Source organism: Ditibartonella choladocola (assembly GCF_002007565.1).
Taxonomy (GTDB): domain Bacteria; phylum Pseudomonadota; class Alphaproteobacteria; order Rhizobiales; family Rhizobiaceae; genus Bartonella; species Bartonella choladocola.
Window position 1 is genome coordinate 626,766 of sequence record NZ_CP015625.1, and the last position, 19,453, is coordinate 646,218.

The following is a 19,453-nucleotide window of genomic DNA, read 5'->3' on the forward strand; positions in this document are numbered from 1 at the left end:
TTGAAAAACGGTTAGTATGAAACTTTTTTCTTCAATCCAATCGGAAAAAGGTCGGCAAACCAAAAAGTATAAACAATAATGCTGAAATCATCGGGTTTATCTTCTTTTTTTGAATGCCTGTCCAATTGGTAGCGGATATTGAAATTTGGCGAATTTTTCATCCCGCTTTAAAAAGCAGGGCAAATCCGGCATTTATAACGATTGGCAAGATTGCTAAAACTTATAAAACCGGTAGCAGCAAAAAGGTGTCTCATAATCCGCTTCTCTTCGCCGAAATCACTGATTGTGCTGACTTTTTGCCTGTAATTGACAAAACGGGCAAGTCAAATATTTCGCCATCTATCAATTATGTTGTCTCTATGGCGTTGTTTGAAACTTTGCGCTATGAGAGGAGCCAAGACCAACGAAGAGTATGAATAATGAAATTTCTCGATCAGGCGAAAGTTTATATCCGTTCCGGAGATGGCGGAGCAGGTGCAGTTTCTTTCCGGCACGAGAAGTTTCTCGAATTTGGCGGGCCGGATGGTGGCGACGGTGGTCGTGGCGGCGATGTCTTTGCGGTTGCAGTCGAAGGGCTCAATACATTGATAGATTATCGCTATCAGCAGCATTTCAAGGCTAAAACCGGTATGCATGGCATGGGGCGCAACATGACAGGCGCAAAAGGCGCCGATGTTATATTGAAAGTACCGGTCGGCACGCAAATTTTTGAAGAAGATAATCAAACGCTGATTTGCGATTTGACAGAGGTCGGGCAAAAATTCTGTCTGGCGAAGGGGGGAAATGGCGGTTTTGGCAATCTTCATTTTACCACTTCAACCAATCGGGCGCCCCGTCGCGCCAATCCCGGACTTGAAGGTGTCGAACGTACTCTATGGTTACGTTTGAAATTGATTGCCGATTGCGGACTTGTCGGCCTTCCGAATGCCGGAAAGTCGACTTTTCTTGCCTCTGTTACCGCTGCAAAACCCAAAATTGCCGATTATCCGTTTACGACATTGCATCCCCATCTTGGAGTGGTGCGTATTGACGGGCGTGAATTTGTTCTTGCGGATATTCCCGGTCTTATAGAAGGCGCCCATGAAGGTATCGGCATTGGTGACCGGTTTTTGGGGCATGTCGAACGTTGTCGGGTTTTGCTCCATCTTGTTTCTGCTCAGGAAGAGGATGTCGTCAAGGCGTATGAGATTATCCGCGAGGAACTTGCAGCCTATGGTCACGGACTTTCGGAAAAACCGGAAGTTGTTGCTTTGAGCCAAATTGATATTCTTGATGAAGAAACAAAACAGACAAAACAAAAACAACTTGAACAAAAATCAGGGAAAAAAGTCCACCTGTTATCTGCAGTCACACATGAGGGAACCGAAACTGTGTTGCGTTCCATTGCGCGGATTATCGAAGAAAGTCGCAAAGAGGATTCAGAAAGAGCAGCCGGGGAATAGAGATTTATGGTGCAGGAACTAAAAAAGCTCGATCAATATAAGCGGATTGTTGTCAAAATCGGATCAGCTCTTCTTGTCGATCGCAAGCACGGTCTGAAAGTCGAATGGCTTGAAAGTCTGATTAATGATGTAGCCGGATTGGAAAAAAAAGGGGTCGAGATTCTTTTGGTATCCTCTGGCGCTATCGCCTTGGGGCGCACATTGTTGAAATTGCCTTCAGGTTCGCTTAAACTCGAACAAAGTCAGGCTTGCGCGGCAATCGGCCAGATCGAGCTTGCAAAAGCCTATGGCGCGGCACTTTTACACCATGGCTTGATGACCGGGCAGATTCTTCTCACCCTCGTTGATACGGAAGAGCGCCGCCATTATCTCAATGCAAGGGCGACAATCAATACATTGCTGAATTTGGGTGCTGTTCCTGTTGTTAACGAGAACGATACGGTTGCAACCGGTGAAATCCGTTATGGCGATAATGATCGTCTGGCAGCACGCGTTGCCACAATGATGGGAGCCGATCTCCTTATTCTTTTGTCCGATATTGACGGCCTTTATTCTGCACCGCCGCATCTTGACGACCATTCGCAGTTCATTCCCTATATCAGGGCGATTAATCCCGCCATTGAAAAAATGGCAGGGCAGGCTGCATCCGAATTGTCGCGGGGGGGGATGAAAACAAAACTTGAAGCAGGAAAAATTGCCAATCAATCCGGAACGGCTATGATTATTACATCGGGCAAACGCCTCAATCCCCTGGCTGCTATTGATCGTGGCGAGAGAGCGAGTTTTTTTGCAGCGAGCGAAAAGCCCGTCAGTGCATGGAAAACATGGATTTCCGGTCAGCTTGATCCATCGGGTACATTGACGATTGACGAGGGTGCTGTCCGTGCCTTGAAAAGAGGAAAATCGCTTCTTGCTGCAGGCGTTATTGCCCTTGAAGGTAATTTCCATCATGGCGATACGGTGGCGATCGTCGACAAGGACAACCTCGAAATAGCTAGAGGATTGGTCAGTTATGATCGGGAAGAGGCCGATCGTATTATCGGACTGAAAAATTCCGAAATAGAAACGATTCTGGGTTACGAACCAAGATCGGCGATGGTTCATCGCAATGACATGGTTTTGCGGAATTAGCCGGAATGACTTTAACGGTCATGTTTTATACGTTAAGCGGGTTATATTTTTAAACCGGCTCAAGAATAATTGTGCTTATATTTATATTGAGTTATCGGCTTTGATGTGTCTAACTACCGGATGATATGTGTTTAATTGAGGGAAGCGTTTCATGACAAGTTTGCATGACAGTCTGTTGAAGATGGGGAAAGATGCCCGTTCGGCTGCCCGAACGCTGGCGCTTACCCCCTCGCACCAGAAGACGCAAGCGCTTGAAGCTATCGCAAAAAATATTCGCGATTTTAAAGATAATATATTGTCGGCCAATGCCAAAGATATCGAAAACGCACGAAAAAATGGTATGAGTGCGGCTCTTGTCGACAGGCTGTTATTGGATGAAAAACGTGTTTTGTCGATCGCTGATGCTGTTCATACAATTGCCAATCTTCCTGATCCTGTTGGCGAAATTATGAGCGAATGGAAGCGCCCGAACGGTTTACAAATCCAGCGCGTTCGCACACCACTTGGCGTGATAGGCGTTATTTATGAGAGCCGGCCCAATGTGACTGCCGATGCAGGTGCTTTATGTCTGAAAGCGGGAAATGCTGTTATTCTGCGCGGTGGTTCCGACAGTTTCCTGTCATCCAAAGCCATTCATGAAGCGATGGTTGCAGGCTTGAAGTTTGCAAATCTTCCTGAAAAATCAATCCAGTTTGTCGACACAGTCGATCGTGATGCGGTGGGTGAATTGCTTACCGGACTTGATGGCAATATCGACGTTATTGTTCCAAGAGGTGGCAAAAGTCTTGTTGCACGTGTGCAACGGGAAGCACGCGTTCCTGTGTTTTCGCACCTTGAAGGTTTGTGCCATATCTATATTGATAAATCTGCCGATCTCGATATGGCAAAGAAGATTGTCATTAATGCAAAATTACGCCGCACAGGGATATGTGGTGCCGTTGAAACCATCCTTGTTGACAGGAAAATTGCCGACAAGATTGTGCCGGTTATTATTGCACTGCAACAGGCGGGCTGCGAAATACGTGCAAGCGAAGATCTCGTTGGTAAAATTCCCGGTGCCAGATTGGCGACAGAAGCAGACTGGTCAACCGAATATCTTGACGCCATTGTATCAATCAAAACAGTAGAGGGTGTTGAGGGTGCTATAGAGCACATCAACCGTTATTCATCCCACCATACGGAATCGATCATTGCCGAAGATAAAAGGGCGGTTGAACTGTTTTTCAAAAGTCTTGATTCAGCTATACTTATGCACAATGCATCGACACAGTTTGCCGATGGTGGCGAGTTCGGTTTCGGTGGAGAAATCGGCATTGCAACGGGCAAAATGCATGCACGTGGTCCGATCGGTGTCGAACAATTGACGACATTTCAATATCATGTCAACGGTAACGGACAGATACGCCCTTGAATGACGTTTTCCGATATGAAAACAAAATGCCGCATTGTGAAAGCGGCAACCGGATAGGCCTGTTTGGCGGGTCATTCAATCCGCCACATGAAGGGCATTTGCTGGTTGCCAAAATTGCGCTTCGCCGGTTGAAACTTGATGAATTATGGTGGATGGTGACGCCCGGAAACCTTCTGAAAGACAGAAGCGGGCTTTTGCCACTTCATGAAAGAATGCGGTTAAGTGCCGAACTTGTCGACAACCCGCGGATAAAAATTACCGGCTTTGAACAGTCGATCAAATCCTACACCTCTGTTACAACGCTGTCCTATATACTTGCCCGCCATCGCAATATTCGCTTTGTCTGGGTCATGGGTGCCGACAGTCTTGCGACATTTCACCAATGGCAGGAATGGAAGAAAATCGTCAATACCATCCCGATCGCTATTATCGACCGCCCTTCAGCTTCGATGTCGGCGCTTTTTTCACCTATGGCGGAAACATTCCGGAAATTCCGTGTTAAAGAATATGATGTAGCCGCATTGCCGTATAAAAAACCTCCCGCATGGGGATATATCCATGGTCGACGCTCTTTTGCGTCTTCAACCGACCTGCGGCAAAAACAGTCATCCAAGGGCTGAGAGACAACGTCGAAACGCTTCGGAAAATGCCGATTTTCCTTGAAAAAAACATTAAGTCTGTAACCATTATAAACGAAAAACAAGAATTCATATTCGGGTTCAAAAGGTGAATAATCTGAAAAAATCTCTAAAAACTTCAAAGATACAACAATCAGGAAAAGGCATTGGGGCGCAAGACAATGCAGGCAATGCCGGTTCGGATTTGATTGTCGAGAATAATTTAAAGCGGGTCTTGACCAGTCTTGATGATACAAAGGCCGAAAATATTGTTACGATTGATCTGCGTGGCCGCTCTCCATTAGCCGATTACATGGTGATTGCTTCGGGCGGCTCACAACGTCACGTTTCGGCATTGGCCGACCATCTCCTTTATGCGGTCAAAGATTTCAATAATGGTCCAACCAAAGTAGAAGGCCTTAGCGAGTGTGATTGGGTGCTGATTGATCTTGGTGACATTATTGTTCACCTGTTTCGCCCCGAAACACGGGAATTCTACAATCTCGAAAAGATGTGGGGACAACCGGAAAATGATGACGCTGTCGCTTTGAGAATTGGAGAAAATTGACGTGCAAATTTCGGTATTTGCCGTTGGTCGTATGAAAAAAGGACCGGAAAGCGAACTCGTCAGCCGTTATTTCGACAGGTTTTCCAAATTGGCTCCATCTTTGGGGTTAAATTTTCACACTGTCCATGAAATTGTCGAAAGCCGATTACAAAATGCGAGCCAGAGAATGGAAGAAGAGGGTGAGAAACTCCTCGGCTCCTTGCAGGAAGGGGGACGGCTTATCGTTCTTGACGAACGCGGAAAATCGATGACATCGGTTCATTTTGCAAAAATGCTGGAAGATTTTCGTGACAGCGGAAGCAAACATTTGACCATTGCTTTAGGCGGTCCCGACGGACATTGCGAAAAAGTGCGACAGCGCGCGGATTTGCTATTATCGTTCGGTGCCATGACATGGCCGCATCAGATTGCCCGCATTTTGCTTAGCGAACAACTTTACCGCGCCGCAACCATTTTGAGCGGTCATCCTTATCATCGTATCTGAAATATATAAAACGCAATCAAAAATCCGGTTCGTGTTAACATGATCTTAGGGTAAACAGTCTAGTTTTGTTGTTTTGGATTTGAGTAAACTTCTATAGGAAAAATGTCACGTTTGGTCATCGGAGATGGTGCGAAAATTATCCCGCGTCTATTGGCGGGGGCCATGGTTTTTTGTGCCTTGTTTTATCCGGCTTTCAAAGCTTTTGCAGATCAGGATGCAAATAAGGAAGCCGCCGGTAAAGCTTTGGATGACATACGTCAGACAATGACGATTTCGCGACAAAAAATGGCGGAACTCGCAAGTCAGGTTGACAATCTGAAAAAAGATCAACGAACATTGACGGGCGAAATCGTCAAAGCGGCAAAGAACGAACGGGAGAGTTCACAAAAAATAGCCGATAGCGAAGCCAAGCTGAAAGAATTGCTTGATGAAAAGTCGAAGGTCAACCAGAACCTTGAAAGTCGACGGGCTGAATTTTCCGAAGTTCTGGCAGCCCTCGAACGGATGGGGCTTAATCCGCCTCCGGCTATTCTGGTCGAGCCTGATGACGCACTCAAGTCGGTGCGCAGTGCCGCACTTTTGGGAACACTCGTGCCGGAAATGCGAGAGAAAACGCTGGCACTTTCGGCAAGCCTGAAAGATTTGACCAAAGTGCAAAACGCCATACAGGCTGAACATGAGAAGATGAAGAGTGAGGTGCAATTGCAGGTCGAACAACAAAGGCGATTGGCCTTGTTGCTTGAAGAAAAAGCAAAATTGCAAAAGACTTCCGAAAGCGAGTTGACGACACAAAGAAAAACTGTTCAGGAACTTTCAGAAAAAGCAAAATCTCTTGAAGATTTGATAGCCGAACTTGACCGGCAATCGCGCCAGGCGACAACGGGTAGCGATACAACAGTTGAAAATGCCGGTTTGTTGCAAAATCTGGATTTCGAGGCAAAAAAGGGGAGCCTTATGTTGCCGGCTGCCGGTAAGCTCGTCCAGAAGTTCGGTGCTAATAACGGGGCAGCTCTCGGTGATACAGTTGAAACCCAACCCGGAGCAATCGTAACTGCACCGGCCGACGGAGTGGTTGCCTATGCAGGGCCTTTCCGTTCATATGGCGAGTTGGTTATTCTTGATACCGGACAAAATTATCATATATTGCTAGCTGGAATGGACAAGATTTATGTTGCCCAAGGGCAATTTTTGTTGTCAGGTGAGCCGGTAGGCACAATGGGGAGTCAACAAATTGCTAGTGCGGCTTCTTTGGATATAGGCAAAAGCACTCCGATGCTTTACATTGAATTCAGAAAACAAGGTAAACCTGTAAGTCCGGCACCGTGGTGGGTAGCTGGTAAGTCGGGAAGGAACCAGAATGATTCGTAAATTGACCGTTTTAGCCGCCGGTGCACTGCTTGGCGCAAGTTCAATGATTATGATGCAATCTTTTGCAGCTAATAGTGATGGCGACACCTACAAGCAGCTTGCTATTTTTGGCGATGTGTTCGAGCGTGTGCGGGCACAATATGTAACAGTGCCGGACGATAAAAAGCTCATTGAAAATGCAATCAACGGTATGTTGACCTCGCTTGATCCCCATTCATCCTATATGAATGCCGAAGAGGCAAAGGATATGCGGGTTTCCACCAAAGGTGAATTTGGTGGCTTGGGCATTGAAGTCACAATGGAAAATGATCTTATCAAGGTTGTTTCCCCAATGGATGATACGCCTGCCTCGAAAGCAGGGGTTTTGGCCGGAGACCTGATTTCAAAGATTGATGATGAACAGGTGCGCGGGCAGACTTTGAACGATGCCGTCAGCAAAATGCGCGGCGAAGTCGGCAAGCCGATCAAGTTGACAATCATTCGCAATGGCGTGGATAAACCTTTGGAAATCACTGTTATTCGCGATATTATCAAGGTCAAGGCCGTCAAATATCGTGTCGAGGGTGACATCGGTTATTTGCGTCTTATCCAGTTTACCGAACAAACTTACGATGACCTTCAAGCAGCCATTAAAGACATCCAGTCAAAAATTCCTGCCGACAAGCTCAAAGGATATGTTCTGGATCTGCGTTTGAATCCGGGGGGCTTGCTCGATCAGGCTGTGAGTGTGTCGGATGCGTTCCTTGACAAAGGGGAAATCGTTTCAACGCGCGGGCGCGATCAGGCGGAAGTTATGCGCTTTGACGCAAAACCCGGCGATATTTCCAACGGCAAACCTTTGATTGTGCTCATTAATGGTGGTTCGGCCAGTGCTTCCGAAATTGTTGCCGGTGCTTTGCAGGATCATCGCCGTGCGACAATTCTTGGCACACAATCTTTTGGCAAAGGTTCGGTGCAAACAATTATTCCGCTTGGCGATAATGGCGCTCTACGTTTGACCACAGCTCTTTACTATACGCCTTCAGGTTCCTCGATTCAGGGGAAGGGGATCACACCGGATATCAAGGTAGATCAACCATTGCCCGATGAATATAAAGGCTATGATGTAAACTTGGGTGAGTCCGAGTTGAAAGGACATATCAAGGGCAATCAGGAGGATGATAAGGGGTCCGGCTCTGCCGCCTTTGTTCCGAAGGATCCGAAAGACGATATCCAGCTCAATGAAGCCTATAAATTGCTTCGTGGCGAGATGGCAAATGCCGCCTTTCCTCCGAACCCGCAAAAAGGCGTTCCCAATTGAACGGAATAAAAGCGCGTCCAACGCGCTTTTTATTTGCGCAAATGTGCCGTTAATATTACGCTTTGAATATTATCAATATTAGACGGGCAGAGGTAATTTCAAAAATATAAATTGATGTTGTTGGTTTTTTTGAAACCGTTATAGAGTTTATATAGAATCTCGGACGAACAATGCGGTTGGTAGGATATTGGTAGGATATTGGTAAGATAATGACAAAAAGTGATAGTGAGAAACAAAAAAAACCGATGGATTTGCCTTATCGTAAATGCGTCGGTATAGCCTTGTTCAACAAAAACGGCCAAGTCTGGGCGGGACGGCGTATTACAAACAGGTTAAGCGAGCTTAAAGGTGCTTCCAAAATCTGGCAAATGCCACAAGGAGGTATCGACAAGGGCGAAGAGCCGATTGATGCGGCCAAACGCGAACTTTACGAGGAAACCGGTGTTCACTCTATAGAGTTGATCGAGGAAACAGAGGGCTGGGTCACTTATGATTTGCCTGAAGAGCTTGTCGGTATTGCTTTAAAAGGGAAATATCGTGGCCAGACGCAAAAATGGTTTGCTTTCCGCTTTTTGGGTGATGACAAGGAAATAGCAATCAATCCGCCGCCGGAAAACAATGCAGCAGAATTCGACCAATGGAAGTGGGTGGATCTCGAAGCTCTTCCGATGATGGTCGTGCCTTTTAAACAAGCTGTATATGAAAAAGTTGTTGCGCAGTTCAGGCATATTGTTTGTTAATATAGTAAGCTGGAAGAAAAATTGTCTGGTTTGAAAGACTGACATCCTTTATACGGGTAAACAGAATTTTAAATATTGGGTATAAATAATTCGGAAGAGAATATTCAAATGAAGGGTTTACTCTACTCCTTTTTTGCTGTCGGTCTGCTATTTTCCAGTTTTTCGGCTCAGGCCGCCAATGATAAGGAGGTCAAACCGGGTTCTGCTACATTGCCGAATGGTGCGTCGTCGCTTACTGAAACCTATGGTTTGTGGACTGTCAATTGCGCTGTGCAAAATGGTGAAAAAGCGTGTGCTCTTCTTCGTCAGGAAGTCAATAATCAGAACCAGCCGGTTATCAGCATGAATGTGTCGACCAATAATAACGGCGATGTATCCGGCGTTCTGGTTGTGCCCTTCGGTATTCTGGTTTCCAAACCGGTGAAGCTTCAGGTTGACGACACCAAGGTTGTGATTGAAACAAATGTTCGCACATGTATGCCGGTTGGCTGTATTGTGCCTGTTGCTTTTGACAAGACATCAATTGCCGGCTTGCGCAGTGGCAAACAGCTGAACGTCAAAGCAACATCTGCCGGTAATGGAGAACAGGTTCTGGACAATCTCTTTGTTCAGCTTGACGGTTTCGGATCGGCACTTGATCGTTTGGGAGCACTTAAGAAATAAGCAGCAGACATTTGGCTGTTTAATCATTAACGCTTGAAAACGTATGGAAAATGGCTCTTGCGAGCCATTTTATTTTTTTGAATTACAACTTATTTTTTGAATAACAAAAGCCGTAATGCGTTGAGTGTGACAAGAACCGTTGCGCCTGTATCTGCCATAACCGCAAGCCAAAGTCCTGTAATGCCGAAGATTGTTGTCAGCAGGAAGATCAACTTCAAGCCGAGCGCTATGGCAACATTTTCTTTAATATTCAACATTGTCGTGCGGGCTAGCGAAATCAGTGTGGGAATATCGCTCACACGGTTGCGCAATATTGCTGCATCGGCAGTTTCCAATGCCACATCGGTTCCCGATCCCATAGCAATGCCGACATTTGCGGCTGCAAGCGCTGGTGCATCATTGATACCATCGCCCACCATAGCAACGATATGATTTTTTCCAAGTTCGTTGATCGCTGCCACTTTCATTCCGGGCATCAACTCGGCTTTGACAGAAATTCCGAGTTTTTTTGCAATGGCTTCACCGGTCAATCTGTTATCTCCGGTAAGCATGACTGTTTCGATTTTTAAACGATGCAGTTGGTCCAAAGCATTCATGGCGTCGTCTCTTGGCTCGTCACGCATTGCAATAACGCCGATTGCCTTGCCATCATGATGGACAACAATGACTGTTTTTCCCTCATTCTCGAATTTGTCGGCACTTGTTTGCAATGCTTCACCGATAATGCCGTAATCGTGAGAAAATCTCGGCGCGCCAATGAAAACCGGTTTGCCGTTCCATTCAGCGGTAATGCCTTTACCGGCAACAGCTTTTACATCTTTTACCGGAACGGCTTCTATTTTACGCTTTCCGCTTTCTGTTATGATAGCAACAGCTAACGGGTGGCTCGATTCCCGTTCGAGGGCGACAGCAAGTTGCAATACCTCGTTTTCCGAATATTCGGTTGCGACAACATCAGTCACAATCGGCATGCCTTTTGTCAAAGTACCGGTTTTATCGAATGTGATGCAATCGACTTTTGATAAGGCCTCGACAACATTGCCACCCTTTACCAGAAGCCCTTGGCGGGTTCCGGCCGAAAGTCCCGATGCAATGGCTGCCGGCACAGAAATAACCAGCGCACAAGGACAACCGATCAGCAACAAAGCCAATGCGCGATATGTCCATTCCTTCCATTGCCCGTCAAAGAGCGGGGGAATAATGGCGACAAGGATCGCAATACCGACGATAATCGGCATATAAATTTTTGCAAAAGCGTCGATAAAGCGTTGTGTGGGGGCTTTTGCATCCTGCGCTTCTTCAACCAGAGAAATGATACGCGCGATCGTATTATCGGCGGGTCTGGTTTCGACACGAATGCGCAAAGCGGATTCATTATTGATGGAACCGGCGAAAACTTTGCTATTGACCGTCTTTGTCACAGGAATGGATTCACCAGTAATCGGCGATTCATCGACACCCGATGTCCCATCGACAACAACACCATCCGCCGGTATACGGTCACCGGGACGAGCAAGGACAGTGTCGGCAATTTGAAGACTGTCAGCAGGGACTTCTTCAAGCTTCCCGTGAACTTCCTTCCATGCTGTCTTGGGGGTAAGTTTGCTTAATGACTTTATACCAGCGCGGGCATGGCCTGTTGCAACACCTTCAAGCACTTCGCCAACGCAAAACAGGAAAACAACGACAGCCGCTTCCTGTGTCGCATTGATAAAAATTGCACCGATTGCTGCAATTGTCATCAGCATTTCAATGGTAAAAGGGCTACCGTTTTTCAATGCGGCAAATGCCCTTTTTGCGACAGGCAGAAGCGAGACGAGCGCTGCAATTGTAAAGAACCAGAATGTTAAGTCAGGTAAAAAAGTCGAGGCAATATAGGCCAATGCCAATAAGACACCGGAAAAAATAGCCACTTTACCTTTCTGTGTCTTATACCACGATTTTTCTTCATTGTGTTGGTGTGGCTGGTCACCATCAATTTTATAAAGACGATAGCCAAGCGAGCTTACTGTTTTTTCGATGTCTTCGGGGCTGACGCGGCTTTTATCCGCTTTCAAAGACAGTCTTTCTCTGGTGAGTGAAACATGGACATTCCCGACCCCGGACATACGTTCCAAAGCGGTGGTAATTGTTCTGGCACAGGCTGCGCAATCCATGCCCTCGACGCGCCATAAAGAGTCATTTCCCGCCTCTAGCCGCGGATCATCTTCGACGATTTTTTCATCCTCGTCATCATGGTCATGAGAATGGGAATGATTGTGGTGTTCATGAGAATGCTCGTGACAATGATCGCCACAACATTGATCGTCACTATGCTTATGGGAATCGTCATGACTGTGACCGGCGCGGGAGTGATGTTCATGATGGTGTTCCTCTTCCCCCACGGTCAACGACTTCTTTCCGGTGCGATGATGGTCGTTGTCGGCTGCGAGGGAGAGAATTTCATGAAGCTCTTTATCGTCGCTCACGGGGTTATCCCTGTCGTGCTGTTGAGCGTGATTATGTGGAGCGGTTTTCTTTTCGACTTCAGCCATAGATTGTTTCTCCTCTTAAGGCTTTCCCGTCATGTATCAAAAATCCCGACCATGGAAATCGGAGAGCGATGGAGATAAATTTTTGAAATCCGGCTCTCGACATCCACGAACTGAAATTCCTTGAAAGGGCATTTCTGACTGTGGAAATCATTGTCGAATAATTATATAATTCCTGTAGTAACTACAGGTTCAAGAGGAAAAATGCAGAAAATTTATTTTTCAATTGGCGAATTATCAAAACATACCGGCTGCAATGTCGAAACCATCCGTTATTATGGGAAAATTGGCCTCCTTGACGAGCCGGAGCGCACAGAAGGCAATCAACGCCGTTATGTCGAGGCAGATTACAAGCGCCTGTTGTTCATTTTGCGAGCAAGAAATCTCGGATTTTCTATCGAAGCCATACGCCAGCTTATTGCATTATCCAAACATCCGGATGATCCATGTGGCGAAGCCGATACAATTGCGCACAAGCAACTTGCAGAAACACGTATGAAAATTGCACGATTGAAAATTCTCGAAAACGAACTGGAAAGAATAACAAAGCCGTGCAGCGGTCATAAAATACACGAATGCAAGGTTATCGAAAGCCTTGCAGATACAAGCTCTCTTCAAGCTTGACCGCTTGAAGAGAGAAAAAAAGCCCTTTTACAAAGCCTGAGGGGTATAGCCTTCTTCTTTTATAATCTCGGAGAGGCTCGCTTTATCCGTAACACCGCCAACCTTGACGAGGTGTTTGTCGAGTTCGATATTGACATCGGCAGACGGATATTTTTCTTTTATCGCATTGGTGATTGTTTTTACACAATGCCCGCATGTCATATCCTCTACCTTGAACAAGCTTGTGTTTTTCTCAGACATTTTTATATTCCTTTACCTATTGACTATTTACTATAATATGAGGGCTTCCTATAGGGTAAGGTCAAGGGTGGAGAATTGTTTATTTTGATAAAGCCCATAAAACAGGAAAAAGATGAAGTCTGCACGTAATTTGAATGGTGATGACATACGCACTTTGGGGCTGGCCTCTTTGGGGGGAGCGCTTGAATTTTATGACTTCATCATATTTGTATTTTTCACCGCCGAGATTTCGCGTACGGTTTTGCCTGCGGAAATGTCGCCCTGGCTTGCCACAACATGGACTTACGGCATATTTGCTGCGGGTTATCTCATGCGCCCCATTGGCGGAATTGTCATGGCGCACCTTGGCGACAAGCTTGGACGAAAACGGATTTTTACGTTTTCAGTGCTTTTGATGTCACTTGCAACTCTGGGAATGGCTTTTGTGCCGACCTACAGCCATTTCGGGCTTGCGTCACCACTCATTCTGTTATGCTGCCGGATGATGCAGGGGCTTGCTGTCGGGGGCGAAGTACCCGGTGCATGGACGTTTGTTGCAGAGCATGTTCCCGAACGTCATGTCGGTTTGGCAACAGGTGTTCTGACTTCGGGTTTGTCACTCGGCATTTTGATCGGCTCGTTCATTGCATTTGCGATCAATCATATTGTTCATAACAATGTGTTGCCATGGCCTGAAAATGTAACAGATTTCTGGGGCTGGCGGGTTGCCTTTGTTATTGGCGGAATCTTCGGGCTTATCGCTGTCTGGCTCCGGCGTTTTTTGGAAGAAACGCCGATTTTCAAAGAGTTGAAAAGGAAGAAAGCCCTATCAAAAGACATTCCTTTGAAAGTGGTTTTGACACATTATTTGGGAAGCGTCAGCGTCGCTATATTGCTGACTTGGACATTATCGGCAACGGTCATGATTAGTACCTTGCTCACGCCGAATTATATGAAGGCAGCGCCTTATCATTATTCTGGCGATATTACACTTGCCGCCAATTCGATAACGAGTTTTTTCCTTATTCTTGGAACGCCGGTTGCCGGATTTCTTTGCGACCGTTTCGGGAGCGGCAAGTTTTTTACTTTTTCGGGAATTGCTTTTGCTATCGTTGTCTATATTTTTTATCACTGTGCAGGCTATTCGACGGGATTGTTTTTTGTGCTTTCCGCCTTTCTGGGCTTTTTCGCCGGTTATGTCGGTTCGGTCGCTTATGTGATTGTGCGCGGTTTTCCGGCAACTGTCAGGTTTTCGGGATTGTCCTTTTCTTATAATATTGCTTATGCGATATTTGGCGGCTTGACACCGTGGGTCATCAATTTGATGCAACCGATCTTTCCGATGTTCCACATGTGGTATCTGATTGTTATTTCCCTGCTTGCAAGCCTTGTCGGGCTTTACCTCATTTTCTACGGAGAGAAAAAGCAAATGCCGATAGGGATTGAAGAACTGGAAACAGAGAATTTGTGATTATTGTTGACTGAAACGGAATTTGACCGGAATGGAATTGAGCCGGCAACTTTTAGCACTTCCGGCAGTTTTTAGGAAAAGCGTTAAAAGCCTGATAAAAAAGGCTTGCCCATTCTATGTCGGAATGGCAATTTCACTATCGACCGACGTTCAAAGGATTAGAGAATGATTTTTGCTTTACTATCTGTGATAGACCTTGTCTTTAGCGTTTATATTTTCATTCTCATTGCTGGTGCGGTATTTTCCTGGCTTTATGCATTCAACATTGTCAATCCGCATAATCCGTTAATTGCCGCAATCGGCAATTTCCTTTACCGTGCAACAGAACCTGTGCTTGCACCAATACGGCGCGTTTTGCCGAATCTCGGCTCAATCGACATATCGCCAATCGTTGTTTTCCTGATTATCTATTTCATCCGCATTTTTATGTGGCGCGCCTATTTCGGAGTCTTTTTCTGATATTTCGATATTATCTGTCGATTGACGAAACCAGCTAAAGAAAATTGGCAGTGGATGCGATCGACATCCCTTACTTACGCAATTGTTTAACTGCTTTTAGTGAACTTTTTTGTTCCGGCTTAAAAAGACTGCCCCCAAACACAGAATATTGGTGAAGATCAGATAGTAAGCCGGTGAGGCGGGATTTCCTGTCAGTTTCAAAATCCACGTCACAACAATTTGCGCCGTTCCACCAAATAGAGAAATTCCCAACGCGTAGGAGATGGAAAAACCGGTTGCCCGCAATCTTTTCGGGAAACATTCACATAAAAATATGACAATTCCGGCACCACTAATATTTTGCAATGCCGTGAAAACGGTAATGACACCGAAAAAGACCCAAATATTATTATGCTGGTTGACGAGATAGAGGCCTGGCCAAAGGATAACAAGCAAAATAATACGCGGAATAACGATTGTTTCCCGCCGCCCGAACCTGTCGGCACAATAGCCGCCGATCAATGCAAAAATAACAACACCCACCCCCACAACAAAAGTGGCAAGCATGGCAAAATTCTCGCCATAGTGCAGCTCGGTCAAGGCATAGGTTGTTGTATAATTCAAGAAATATTGCGTGACGGTACTTCCGGAAAGAACGAATATTCCGATAAAAATCAAAGCACTGTGATGCTCGAATATTTCTTTCAGCAGTCCCTTTGTCGAGTTATTTTCGGATTTGTCTTCAAGTTGCAACGTTTCACCCAAATGGCGACGCATTAAAATTGCAATGGGTAGAATGCAAAGCCCAAGACCGAATGCAATCCGCCAGCCCCAATCGGTTTGTTGCTGGTGGCTTAAATAAAGGCTTAGAATATAACCGACCAAACCGGCGACTATGGCCGCGCTTCCTTGTGCTACAATCTGCCAACTTGCATAAAAAGCGCGTTTTCCCTGTGGGGCTGCTTCCATGATAAACGTTGTGGCAGGTCCTGCTTCGCCGCCCCATGCCAGTCCTTGTGCCAATCGCGCTACAACCAGTAATATCGGCGCAGCAATTCCGATTGTCTCGTAACCGGGCAGAAGAATAAGTCCGGCAGTGCCGATTGCCATCAACAACATTGTCAGGATCATTGCAGGTTTGCGTCCGACCTTGTCGGCATAGGTGCCGATGAGGATTGCACCCAAGGGGCGGGCTATAAAACCTATGCCAAACGTAGAAACCGACAAAATCAGGCTTGAAAACGCATTATCAGACGGGAAAAAAGTTTTCCCGATCATGACTGCAAATGTTGTATAGACGATAAAATCATAGAATTCGACAGCATTGCCGACGGCAACCGCGGCAACATCACCTTTGGTGATGTGATGTTGTTTTTTAACTGTGTTTATACGGCCTTCCATGCATTAAAACCCTGTTGCGTCATTCTCGTCAGAATACAGGTTCGGCTTTTACCTGCATGTCTTGTTGAAGCTTCTACTTAAAAAAACGACCGGCAGCGACATGCTGTCGGAAGAATTTTTTTTAAATATTTCCAATCACGAACCAGAAATATCAACCCGTTCAATCAGGATAATGTTCTCGCCCGATTATTCCGGAATTGGCAAGAATTTAGGCATTGGACTTTTCCAAAGACAAATCAAATTGTCGTAAAAACACGTTTTCGTCTTGAATGTCTTTTTTCAAAACAACGGAAAAAAGAAATACCGCAATTTAAAAAAGACTTTGATAAGTTGCAAAAAAATACGCCCGCCAAATTTGACGGGCGTTTTATGAAATAAGGCTTGAACTCAGAAAATTGACAGATGGCCTATCAATTATTTTTTAGCGCGCTTGATCGCTTTATTGATAAGTTCGCGGGCAAAATCCTCGTCTTCCCAACCACCGATCTTGACCCATTTTCCGGGTTCGAGATCTTTATAATGCTGGAAGAAATGTTCAACCTGTTTCAAAGTGATCTCGGGCATATCGGCATAATCGTGAACATCAACATAGCGTTGGGTCATTTTCGGAGTCGGAACAGCAATGATCTTTTCATCCTTGCCGCCGTCATCTTCCATAATCAAAGCACCGATCGGACGGCAATTGATTACACAGCCCGGAACAAGCGGACGGGTGTTAAGAACGAGAACATCAATCGGGTCGCCATCTTCGGATAATGTGTGCGGAACAAAACCGTAATTCCCCGGATAAGTCATAGGTGTATAGAGGAAGCGGTCAACAAACAATGCACCGGATTTTTTATCCATTTCATATTTGATTGGCTGTCCGCCGACAGGAACTTCAATGATAACATTTACGTCTTCCGGCGGATTTTTGCCGATGGGGATCAAATCAATATTCATAGAGACATCCTTTCCAGAATAAAAAGAGCCGGATACCTTTTCGATATCCGGCGTAAATGGTCAAAAATCAGGCAGCGCTATCGGATGGACGCGGCTTACCGTTTCTTTTACGATCAATCGGGTCGAGGTATAGCTTGCGCAAACGAATATTCTTTGGCGTAACCTCGACAAGCTCATCATCCTGAATCCACGATAAAGCACGTTCCAACGTCATTTTGATCGGAGGTGTCAGTTTCACCGCCTCATCCTTGCCTGCCGCACGGACATTGGTGAGTTTTTTACCCTTCAAGACATTCACATCCAAATCATTATCGCGTGAATGTATGCCGATAATCATTCCTTGATAGACCTTGACACCCGCATCAATAATCATCGGGCCACGATCTTCAAGATTGAACAGGGCATAGGCTACCGATTCACCATTATCATTGGAAATCATGACACCGTTTGTGCGCCCTGCAATATCGCCCTTATAAGGTTCATAATCATGGAACAGACGGTTCATGACAGCCGTGCCACGTGTATCCGTCAACAATTCCGACTGGTAGCCGATAAGGCCGCGCGTCGGCGCATAAAAGACCATGCGGACACGGTTTCCACCCGAAGGCCGAAGCTCGATCATTTCGCCTTTACGTTCAGACATCTTCTGGACAACAATGCCCGAATATTCTTCATCAACGTCGATGACGACTTCTTCTACCGGTTCAAGCTTGTTTCCGTTCTCGTCTGTATGCATGACAACACGCGGGCGCGAAACCGAAAGCTCGAAACCTTCACGGCGCATATTTTCGATGAGTACAGCAAGTTGCAATTCGCCACGGCCGGAAACATAGAAGGAATCCTTGTCTTTTGACTCCTCGATTTTCAAGGCGACATTGCCTTCAGCCTCTTTGAGCAACCGGTCGCGAATAACACGGCTTGTAACCTTATCACCTTCTGTGCCGGCAAGCGGACTGTCGTTAACAAGGAAACTCATTGTCACCGTTGGCGGGTCAATAGGCTGGGCTTTTAACGGCTCGGTCACAGACGGGTCACAGAATGTGTCGGCAACTGTCCCTTTTTGCAAACCGGCAATTGCCACAATGTCACCGGCGTCACCTTCTTCGATCGGTTGGCGTTCAAGGCCACGAAAAGCAAGAATTTTTGAAATTCTGCCCGTTTCAACGAGATTGCCCTGTTGATCGAGAACTTTCACAGCCTGATTGGGTTTAACTTTTCCGGAGTGGATACGGCCGGTAATAATACGTCCCAGAAATGGATCGGCTTCAAGAATGGTTCCAATCATTGTGAATGGGCCGGGAGCAACTGTCGGAGCCGGAACATGGCGCACCACCATATCAAACAAAGGTGCCAAGCCCTGATCTTTCGGGCCTTCGGGGCTTTCAGCCATCCAGCCATCGCGCCCCGAACCATAAAGAATCGGAAAATCGAGCTGTTCGTCTGTTGCATCAAGTGCAGCAAACAGATCGAAAACTTCGTTGATAACTTCTTCAGGACGTGCATCAGGACGGTCAATTTTGTTAATCGCAACAATCGGACGCAACCCGACTTTCAAGGCTTTGCCGACAACAAATTTTGTTTGTGGCATCGGGCCTTCTGCTGCATCGACGAGAACAATCGCACCATCCACCATATTGAGGATACGTTCAACCTCGCCGCCGAAATCGGCGTGTCCGGGAGTATCAACAATATTGATACGCGTATCTTTCCATACAACAGAGGTAACTTTGGCAAGGATGGTAATTCCACGTTCTTTTTCAATATCGTTGGAATCCATCATACGCTCGCCGGTGCGTTGATTTTGGCGGAAATTTCCTGATTGCTTTAATAGCCCGTCGACAAGCGTTGTTTTACCGTGGTCAACGTGGGCAATGATAGCAATATTGCGCAATTGCATGTAGATCTTCTTTTCGTTCACTGAAATTTCAAAATACGGTAACAAACAGAGCTACCGCATGGGGTTGCATGCCTCTTACAAGTTTTTTACAGTTTTTGGAAGAGGGGAAACTGTTTTTGACTAAGATAAACTCGTTCTCATCACTGCGAAACTTCGAGAGCATCGCCCTATTTATATGAGAATAGCCATCGGACCAATCAATAACC

The 19,453-nt window shown here is 46.0% G+C and carries 19 protein-coding genes; 14 read left to right on the plus strand and 5 right to left on the minus strand.

Annotation, left to right across the window (positions count from 1 at the left end; all coding sequences use genetic code 11):
- Window positions 1–125: 125 nt before the first annotated feature.
- The 11 genes from BBC0122_RS12740 to BBC0122_RS02915 all read left to right on the plus strand — a co-directional run bounded on the left by BBC0122_RS12740 (window position 126) and on the right by BBC0122_RS02915 (window position 9,724).
- Entirely contained in the window at window positions 126–416 is a 291-nt protein-coding gene (locus BBC0122_RS12740) for a hypothetical protein (protein WP_149866629.1), read from the plus strand.
- 3 nt (window positions 417–419) lie between these two features.
- The gene (gene obgE / locus BBC0122_RS02870) at window positions 420–1,442 is read left to right on the plus strand and encodes a GTPase ObgE (RefSeq protein WP_077991120.1); all 1,023 of its coding nucleotides are present in this window, start codon (window positions 420–422) and stop codon (window positions 1,440–1,442) included.
- A gap of 6 nt (window positions 1,443–1,448) precedes the next feature.
- A complete protein-coding gene (proB, locus tag BBC0122_RS02875) occupies window positions 1,449–2,573 on the plus strand; it encodes a glutamate 5-kinase (protein ID WP_077991124.1) in 1,125 nt (374 codons plus the stop codon).
- A gap of 151 nt (window positions 2,574–2,724) precedes the next feature.
- Window positions 2,725–3,984: a glutamate-5-semialdehyde dehydrogenase gene (locus tag BBC0122_RS02880; RefSeq protein WP_077991126.1), complete on the plus strand. Its 1,260-nt coding sequence runs from the start codon at window positions 2,725–2,727 to the stop codon at window positions 3,982–3,984.
- A 26-nt stretch (window positions 3,985–4,010) separates the two neighbouring features.
- A complete protein-coding gene (locus BBC0122_RS02885) occupies window positions 4,011–4,604 on the plus strand; it encodes a nicotinate-nucleotide adenylyltransferase (RefSeq protein ID WP_077994452.1) in 594 nt (197 codons plus the stop codon).
- Window positions 4,605–4,710: 106 nt separating this feature from the next.
- Window positions 4,711–5,169: a ribosome silencing factor gene (gene rsfS, locus BBC0122_RS02890; RefSeq protein ID WP_077991127.1), complete on the plus strand. Its 459-nt coding sequence runs from the start codon at window positions 4,711–4,713 to the stop codon at window positions 5,167–5,169.
- A gap of 1 nt (window position 5,170) precedes the next feature.
- Window positions 5,171–5,653, plus strand: coding sequence for a 23S rRNA (pseudouridine(1915)-N(3))-methyltransferase RlmH (rlmH, locus tag BBC0122_RS02895; protein WP_077994453.1), 483 nt, complete (start codon window positions 5,171–5,173; stop codon window positions 5,651–5,653).
- A 102-nt stretch (window positions 5,654–5,755) separates the two neighbouring features.
- The gene (locus tag BBC0122_RS02900) at window positions 5,756–7,021 is read left to right on the plus strand and encodes a murein hydrolase activator EnvC family protein (protein WP_225868140.1); all 1,266 of its coding nucleotides are present in this window, start codon (window positions 5,756–5,758) and stop codon (window positions 7,019–7,021) included.
- Window positions 7,011–8,321 carry a S41 family peptidase gene (locus BBC0122_RS02905; protein ID WP_077991129.1) on the plus strand — a complete coding sequence of 437 codons (1,311 nt, stop codon included), beginning with the start codon at window positions 7,011–7,013 and terminating at the stop codon, window positions 8,319–8,321. Before BBC0122_RS02900 ends, BBC0122_RS02905 begins: the two co-directional genes overlap by 11 nt.
- A gap of 209 nt (window positions 8,322–8,530) precedes the next feature.
- A complete protein-coding gene (locus BBC0122_RS02910; protein WP_077991131.1) occupies window positions 8,531–9,061 on the plus strand; it encodes an RNA pyrophosphohydrolase in 531 nt (176 codons plus the stop codon).
- Between the two features lie 108 nt (window positions 9,062–9,169).
- Window positions 9,170–9,724 (plus strand): invasion associated locus B family protein, encoded by a 555-nt coding sequence (locus BBC0122_RS02915; RefSeq protein ID WP_077991133.1) that lies wholly within the window; start codon window positions 9,170–9,172, stop codon window positions 9,722–9,724.
- An 89-nt stretch (window positions 9,725–9,813) separates the two neighbouring features.
- Here the strand turns inward: BBC0122_RS02915 and BBC0122_RS02920 are convergent, their stop codons facing one another.
- Window positions 9,814–12,258, minus strand: a complete 2,445-nt coding sequence (locus BBC0122_RS02920) for a heavy metal translocating P-type ATPase (protein ID WP_077991135.1) — start codon at window positions 12,256–12,258, stop codon at window positions 9,814–9,816.
- A gap of 201 nt (window positions 12,259–12,459) precedes the next feature.
- On the opposite strand from BBC0122_RS02920, the gene BBC0122_RS02925 reads away from it, so the two are divergent.
- On the plus strand, window positions 12,460–12,879 hold the full coding sequence (locus BBC0122_RS02925) for a MerR family transcriptional regulator (protein WP_077991137.1): 420 nt from the start codon (window positions 12,460–12,462) through the stop codon (window positions 12,877–12,879).
- Window positions 12,880–12,906: 27 nt separating this feature from the next.
- Here the strand turns inward: BBC0122_RS02925 and BBC0122_RS02930 are convergent, their stop codons facing one another.
- Complete coding sequence (locus BBC0122_RS02930) at window positions 12,907–13,119, minus strand: heavy-metal-associated domain-containing protein (protein WP_077991139.1); 213 nt, start codon at window positions 13,117–13,119, stop codon at window positions 12,907–12,909.
- Window positions 13,120–13,231: 112 nt separating this feature from the next.
- Here BBC0122_RS02930 and BBC0122_RS02935 point away from each other — a divergent pair, with 112 nt between their 5' ends.
- Both BBC0122_RS02935 and BBC0122_RS02940 read left to right on the plus strand, forming a co-directional pair.
- Entirely contained in the window at window positions 13,232–14,569 is a 1,338-nt protein-coding gene (locus BBC0122_RS02935) for an MFS transporter (RefSeq protein WP_077991141.1), read from the plus strand.
- 165 nt (window positions 14,570–14,734) lie between these two features.
- Complete coding sequence (locus BBC0122_RS02940) at window positions 14,735–15,028, plus strand: YggT family protein (RefSeq protein ID WP_077991146.1); 294 nt, start codon at window positions 14,735–14,737, stop codon at window positions 15,026–15,028.
- A 96-nt stretch (window positions 15,029–15,124) separates the two neighbouring features.
- On the opposite strand, the gene BBC0122_RS02945 is transcribed toward BBC0122_RS02940, so the two are convergent.
- The 3 genes from BBC0122_RS02945 to typA form a co-directional block, all read right to left on the minus strand.
- Window positions 15,125–16,408, minus strand: a complete 1,284-nt coding sequence (locus BBC0122_RS02945) for an MFS transporter (RefSeq protein ID WP_077991158.1) — start codon at window positions 16,406–16,408, stop codon at window positions 15,125–15,127.
- Between the two features lie 414 nt (window positions 16,409–16,822).
- The gene (gene ppa, locus BBC0122_RS02950; protein WP_077970583.1) at window positions 16,823–17,350 is read right to left on the minus strand and encodes an inorganic diphosphatase; all 528 of its coding nucleotides are present in this window, start codon (window positions 17,348–17,350) and stop codon (window positions 16,823–16,825) included.
- A gap of 67 nt (window positions 17,351–17,417) precedes the next feature.
- Window positions 17,418–19,247: a translational GTPase TypA gene (gene typA / locus BBC0122_RS02955; protein ID WP_077991160.1), complete on the minus strand. Its 1,830-nt coding sequence runs from the start codon at window positions 19,245–19,247 to the stop codon at window positions 17,418–17,420.
- Between the last annotated feature and the right edge of the window lie 206 nt (window positions 19,248–19,453).

What these genes read in the sequence shown, in the direction of transcription:
- BBC0122_RS02900 (WP_225868140.1), top strand. Translation starts at nt 5,756, where the DNA reads ATGTCACGTTTGGTCATCGGAGATGGTGCGAAAATTATCCCGCGTCTA.
- BBC0122_RS02940 (WP_077991146.1), top strand. Translation starts at nt 14,735, where the DNA reads ATGATTTTTGCTTTACTATCTGTGATAGACCTTGTCTTTAGCGTTTAT.
- BBC0122_RS02945 (WP_077991158.1), bottom strand. Translation starts at nt 16,408, where the DNA reads ATGGAAGGCCGTATAAACACAGTTAAAAAACAACATCACATCACCAAA.
- BBC0122_RS02915 (WP_077991133.1), top strand. Translation starts at nt 9,170, where the DNA reads ATGAAGGGTTTACTCTACTCCTTTTTTGCTGTCGGTCTGCTATTTTCC.
- typA (WP_077991160.1), bottom strand. Translation starts at nt 19,247, where the DNA reads ATGCAATTGCGCAATATTGCTATCATTGCCCACGTTGACCACGGTAAA.
- BBC0122_RS02880 (WP_077991126.1), top strand. Translation starts at nt 2,725, where the DNA reads ATGACAAGTTTGCATGACAGTCTGTTGAAGATGGGGAAAGATGCCCGT.
- ppa (WP_077970583.1), bottom strand. Translation starts at nt 17,350, where the DNA reads ATGAATATTGATTTGATCCCCATCGGCAAAAATCCGCCGGAAGACGTA.
- BBC0122_RS02905 (WP_077991129.1), top strand. Translation starts at nt 7,011, where the DNA reads ATGATTCGTAAATTGACCGTTTTAGCCGCCGGTGCACTGCTTGGCGCA.
- proB (WP_077991124.1), top strand. Translation starts at nt 1,449, where the DNA reads ATGGTGCAGGAACTAAAAAAGCTCGATCAATATAAGCGGATTGTTGTC.
- BBC0122_RS02925 (WP_077991137.1), top strand. Translation starts at nt 12,460, where the DNA reads ATGCAGAAAATTTATTTTTCAATTGGCGAATTATCAAAACATACCGGC.
- BBC0122_RS02885 (WP_077994452.1), top strand. Translation starts at nt 4,011, where the DNA reads ATGCCGCATTGTGAAAGCGGCAACCGGATAGGCCTGTTTGGCGGGTCA.
- BBC0122_RS02920 (WP_077991135.1), bottom strand. Translation starts at nt 12,258, where the DNA reads ATGGCTGAAGTCGAAAAGAAAACCGCTCCACATAATCACGCTCAACAG.
- obgE (WP_077991120.1), top strand. Translation starts at nt 420, where the DNA reads ATGAAATTTCTCGATCAGGCGAAAGTTTATATCCGTTCCGGAGATGGC.
- BBC0122_RS02935 (WP_077991141.1), top strand. Translation starts at nt 13,232, where the DNA reads ATGAAGTCTGCACGTAATTTGAATGGTGATGACATACGCACTTTGGGG.
- BBC0122_RS02910 (WP_077991131.1), top strand. Translation starts at nt 8,531, where the DNA reads ATGACAAAAAGTGATAGTGAGAAACAAAAAAAACCGATGGATTTGCCT.
- BBC0122_RS02930 (WP_077991139.1), bottom strand. Translation starts at nt 13,119, where the DNA reads ATGTCTGAGAAAAACACAAGCTTGTTCAAGGTAGAGGATATGACATGC.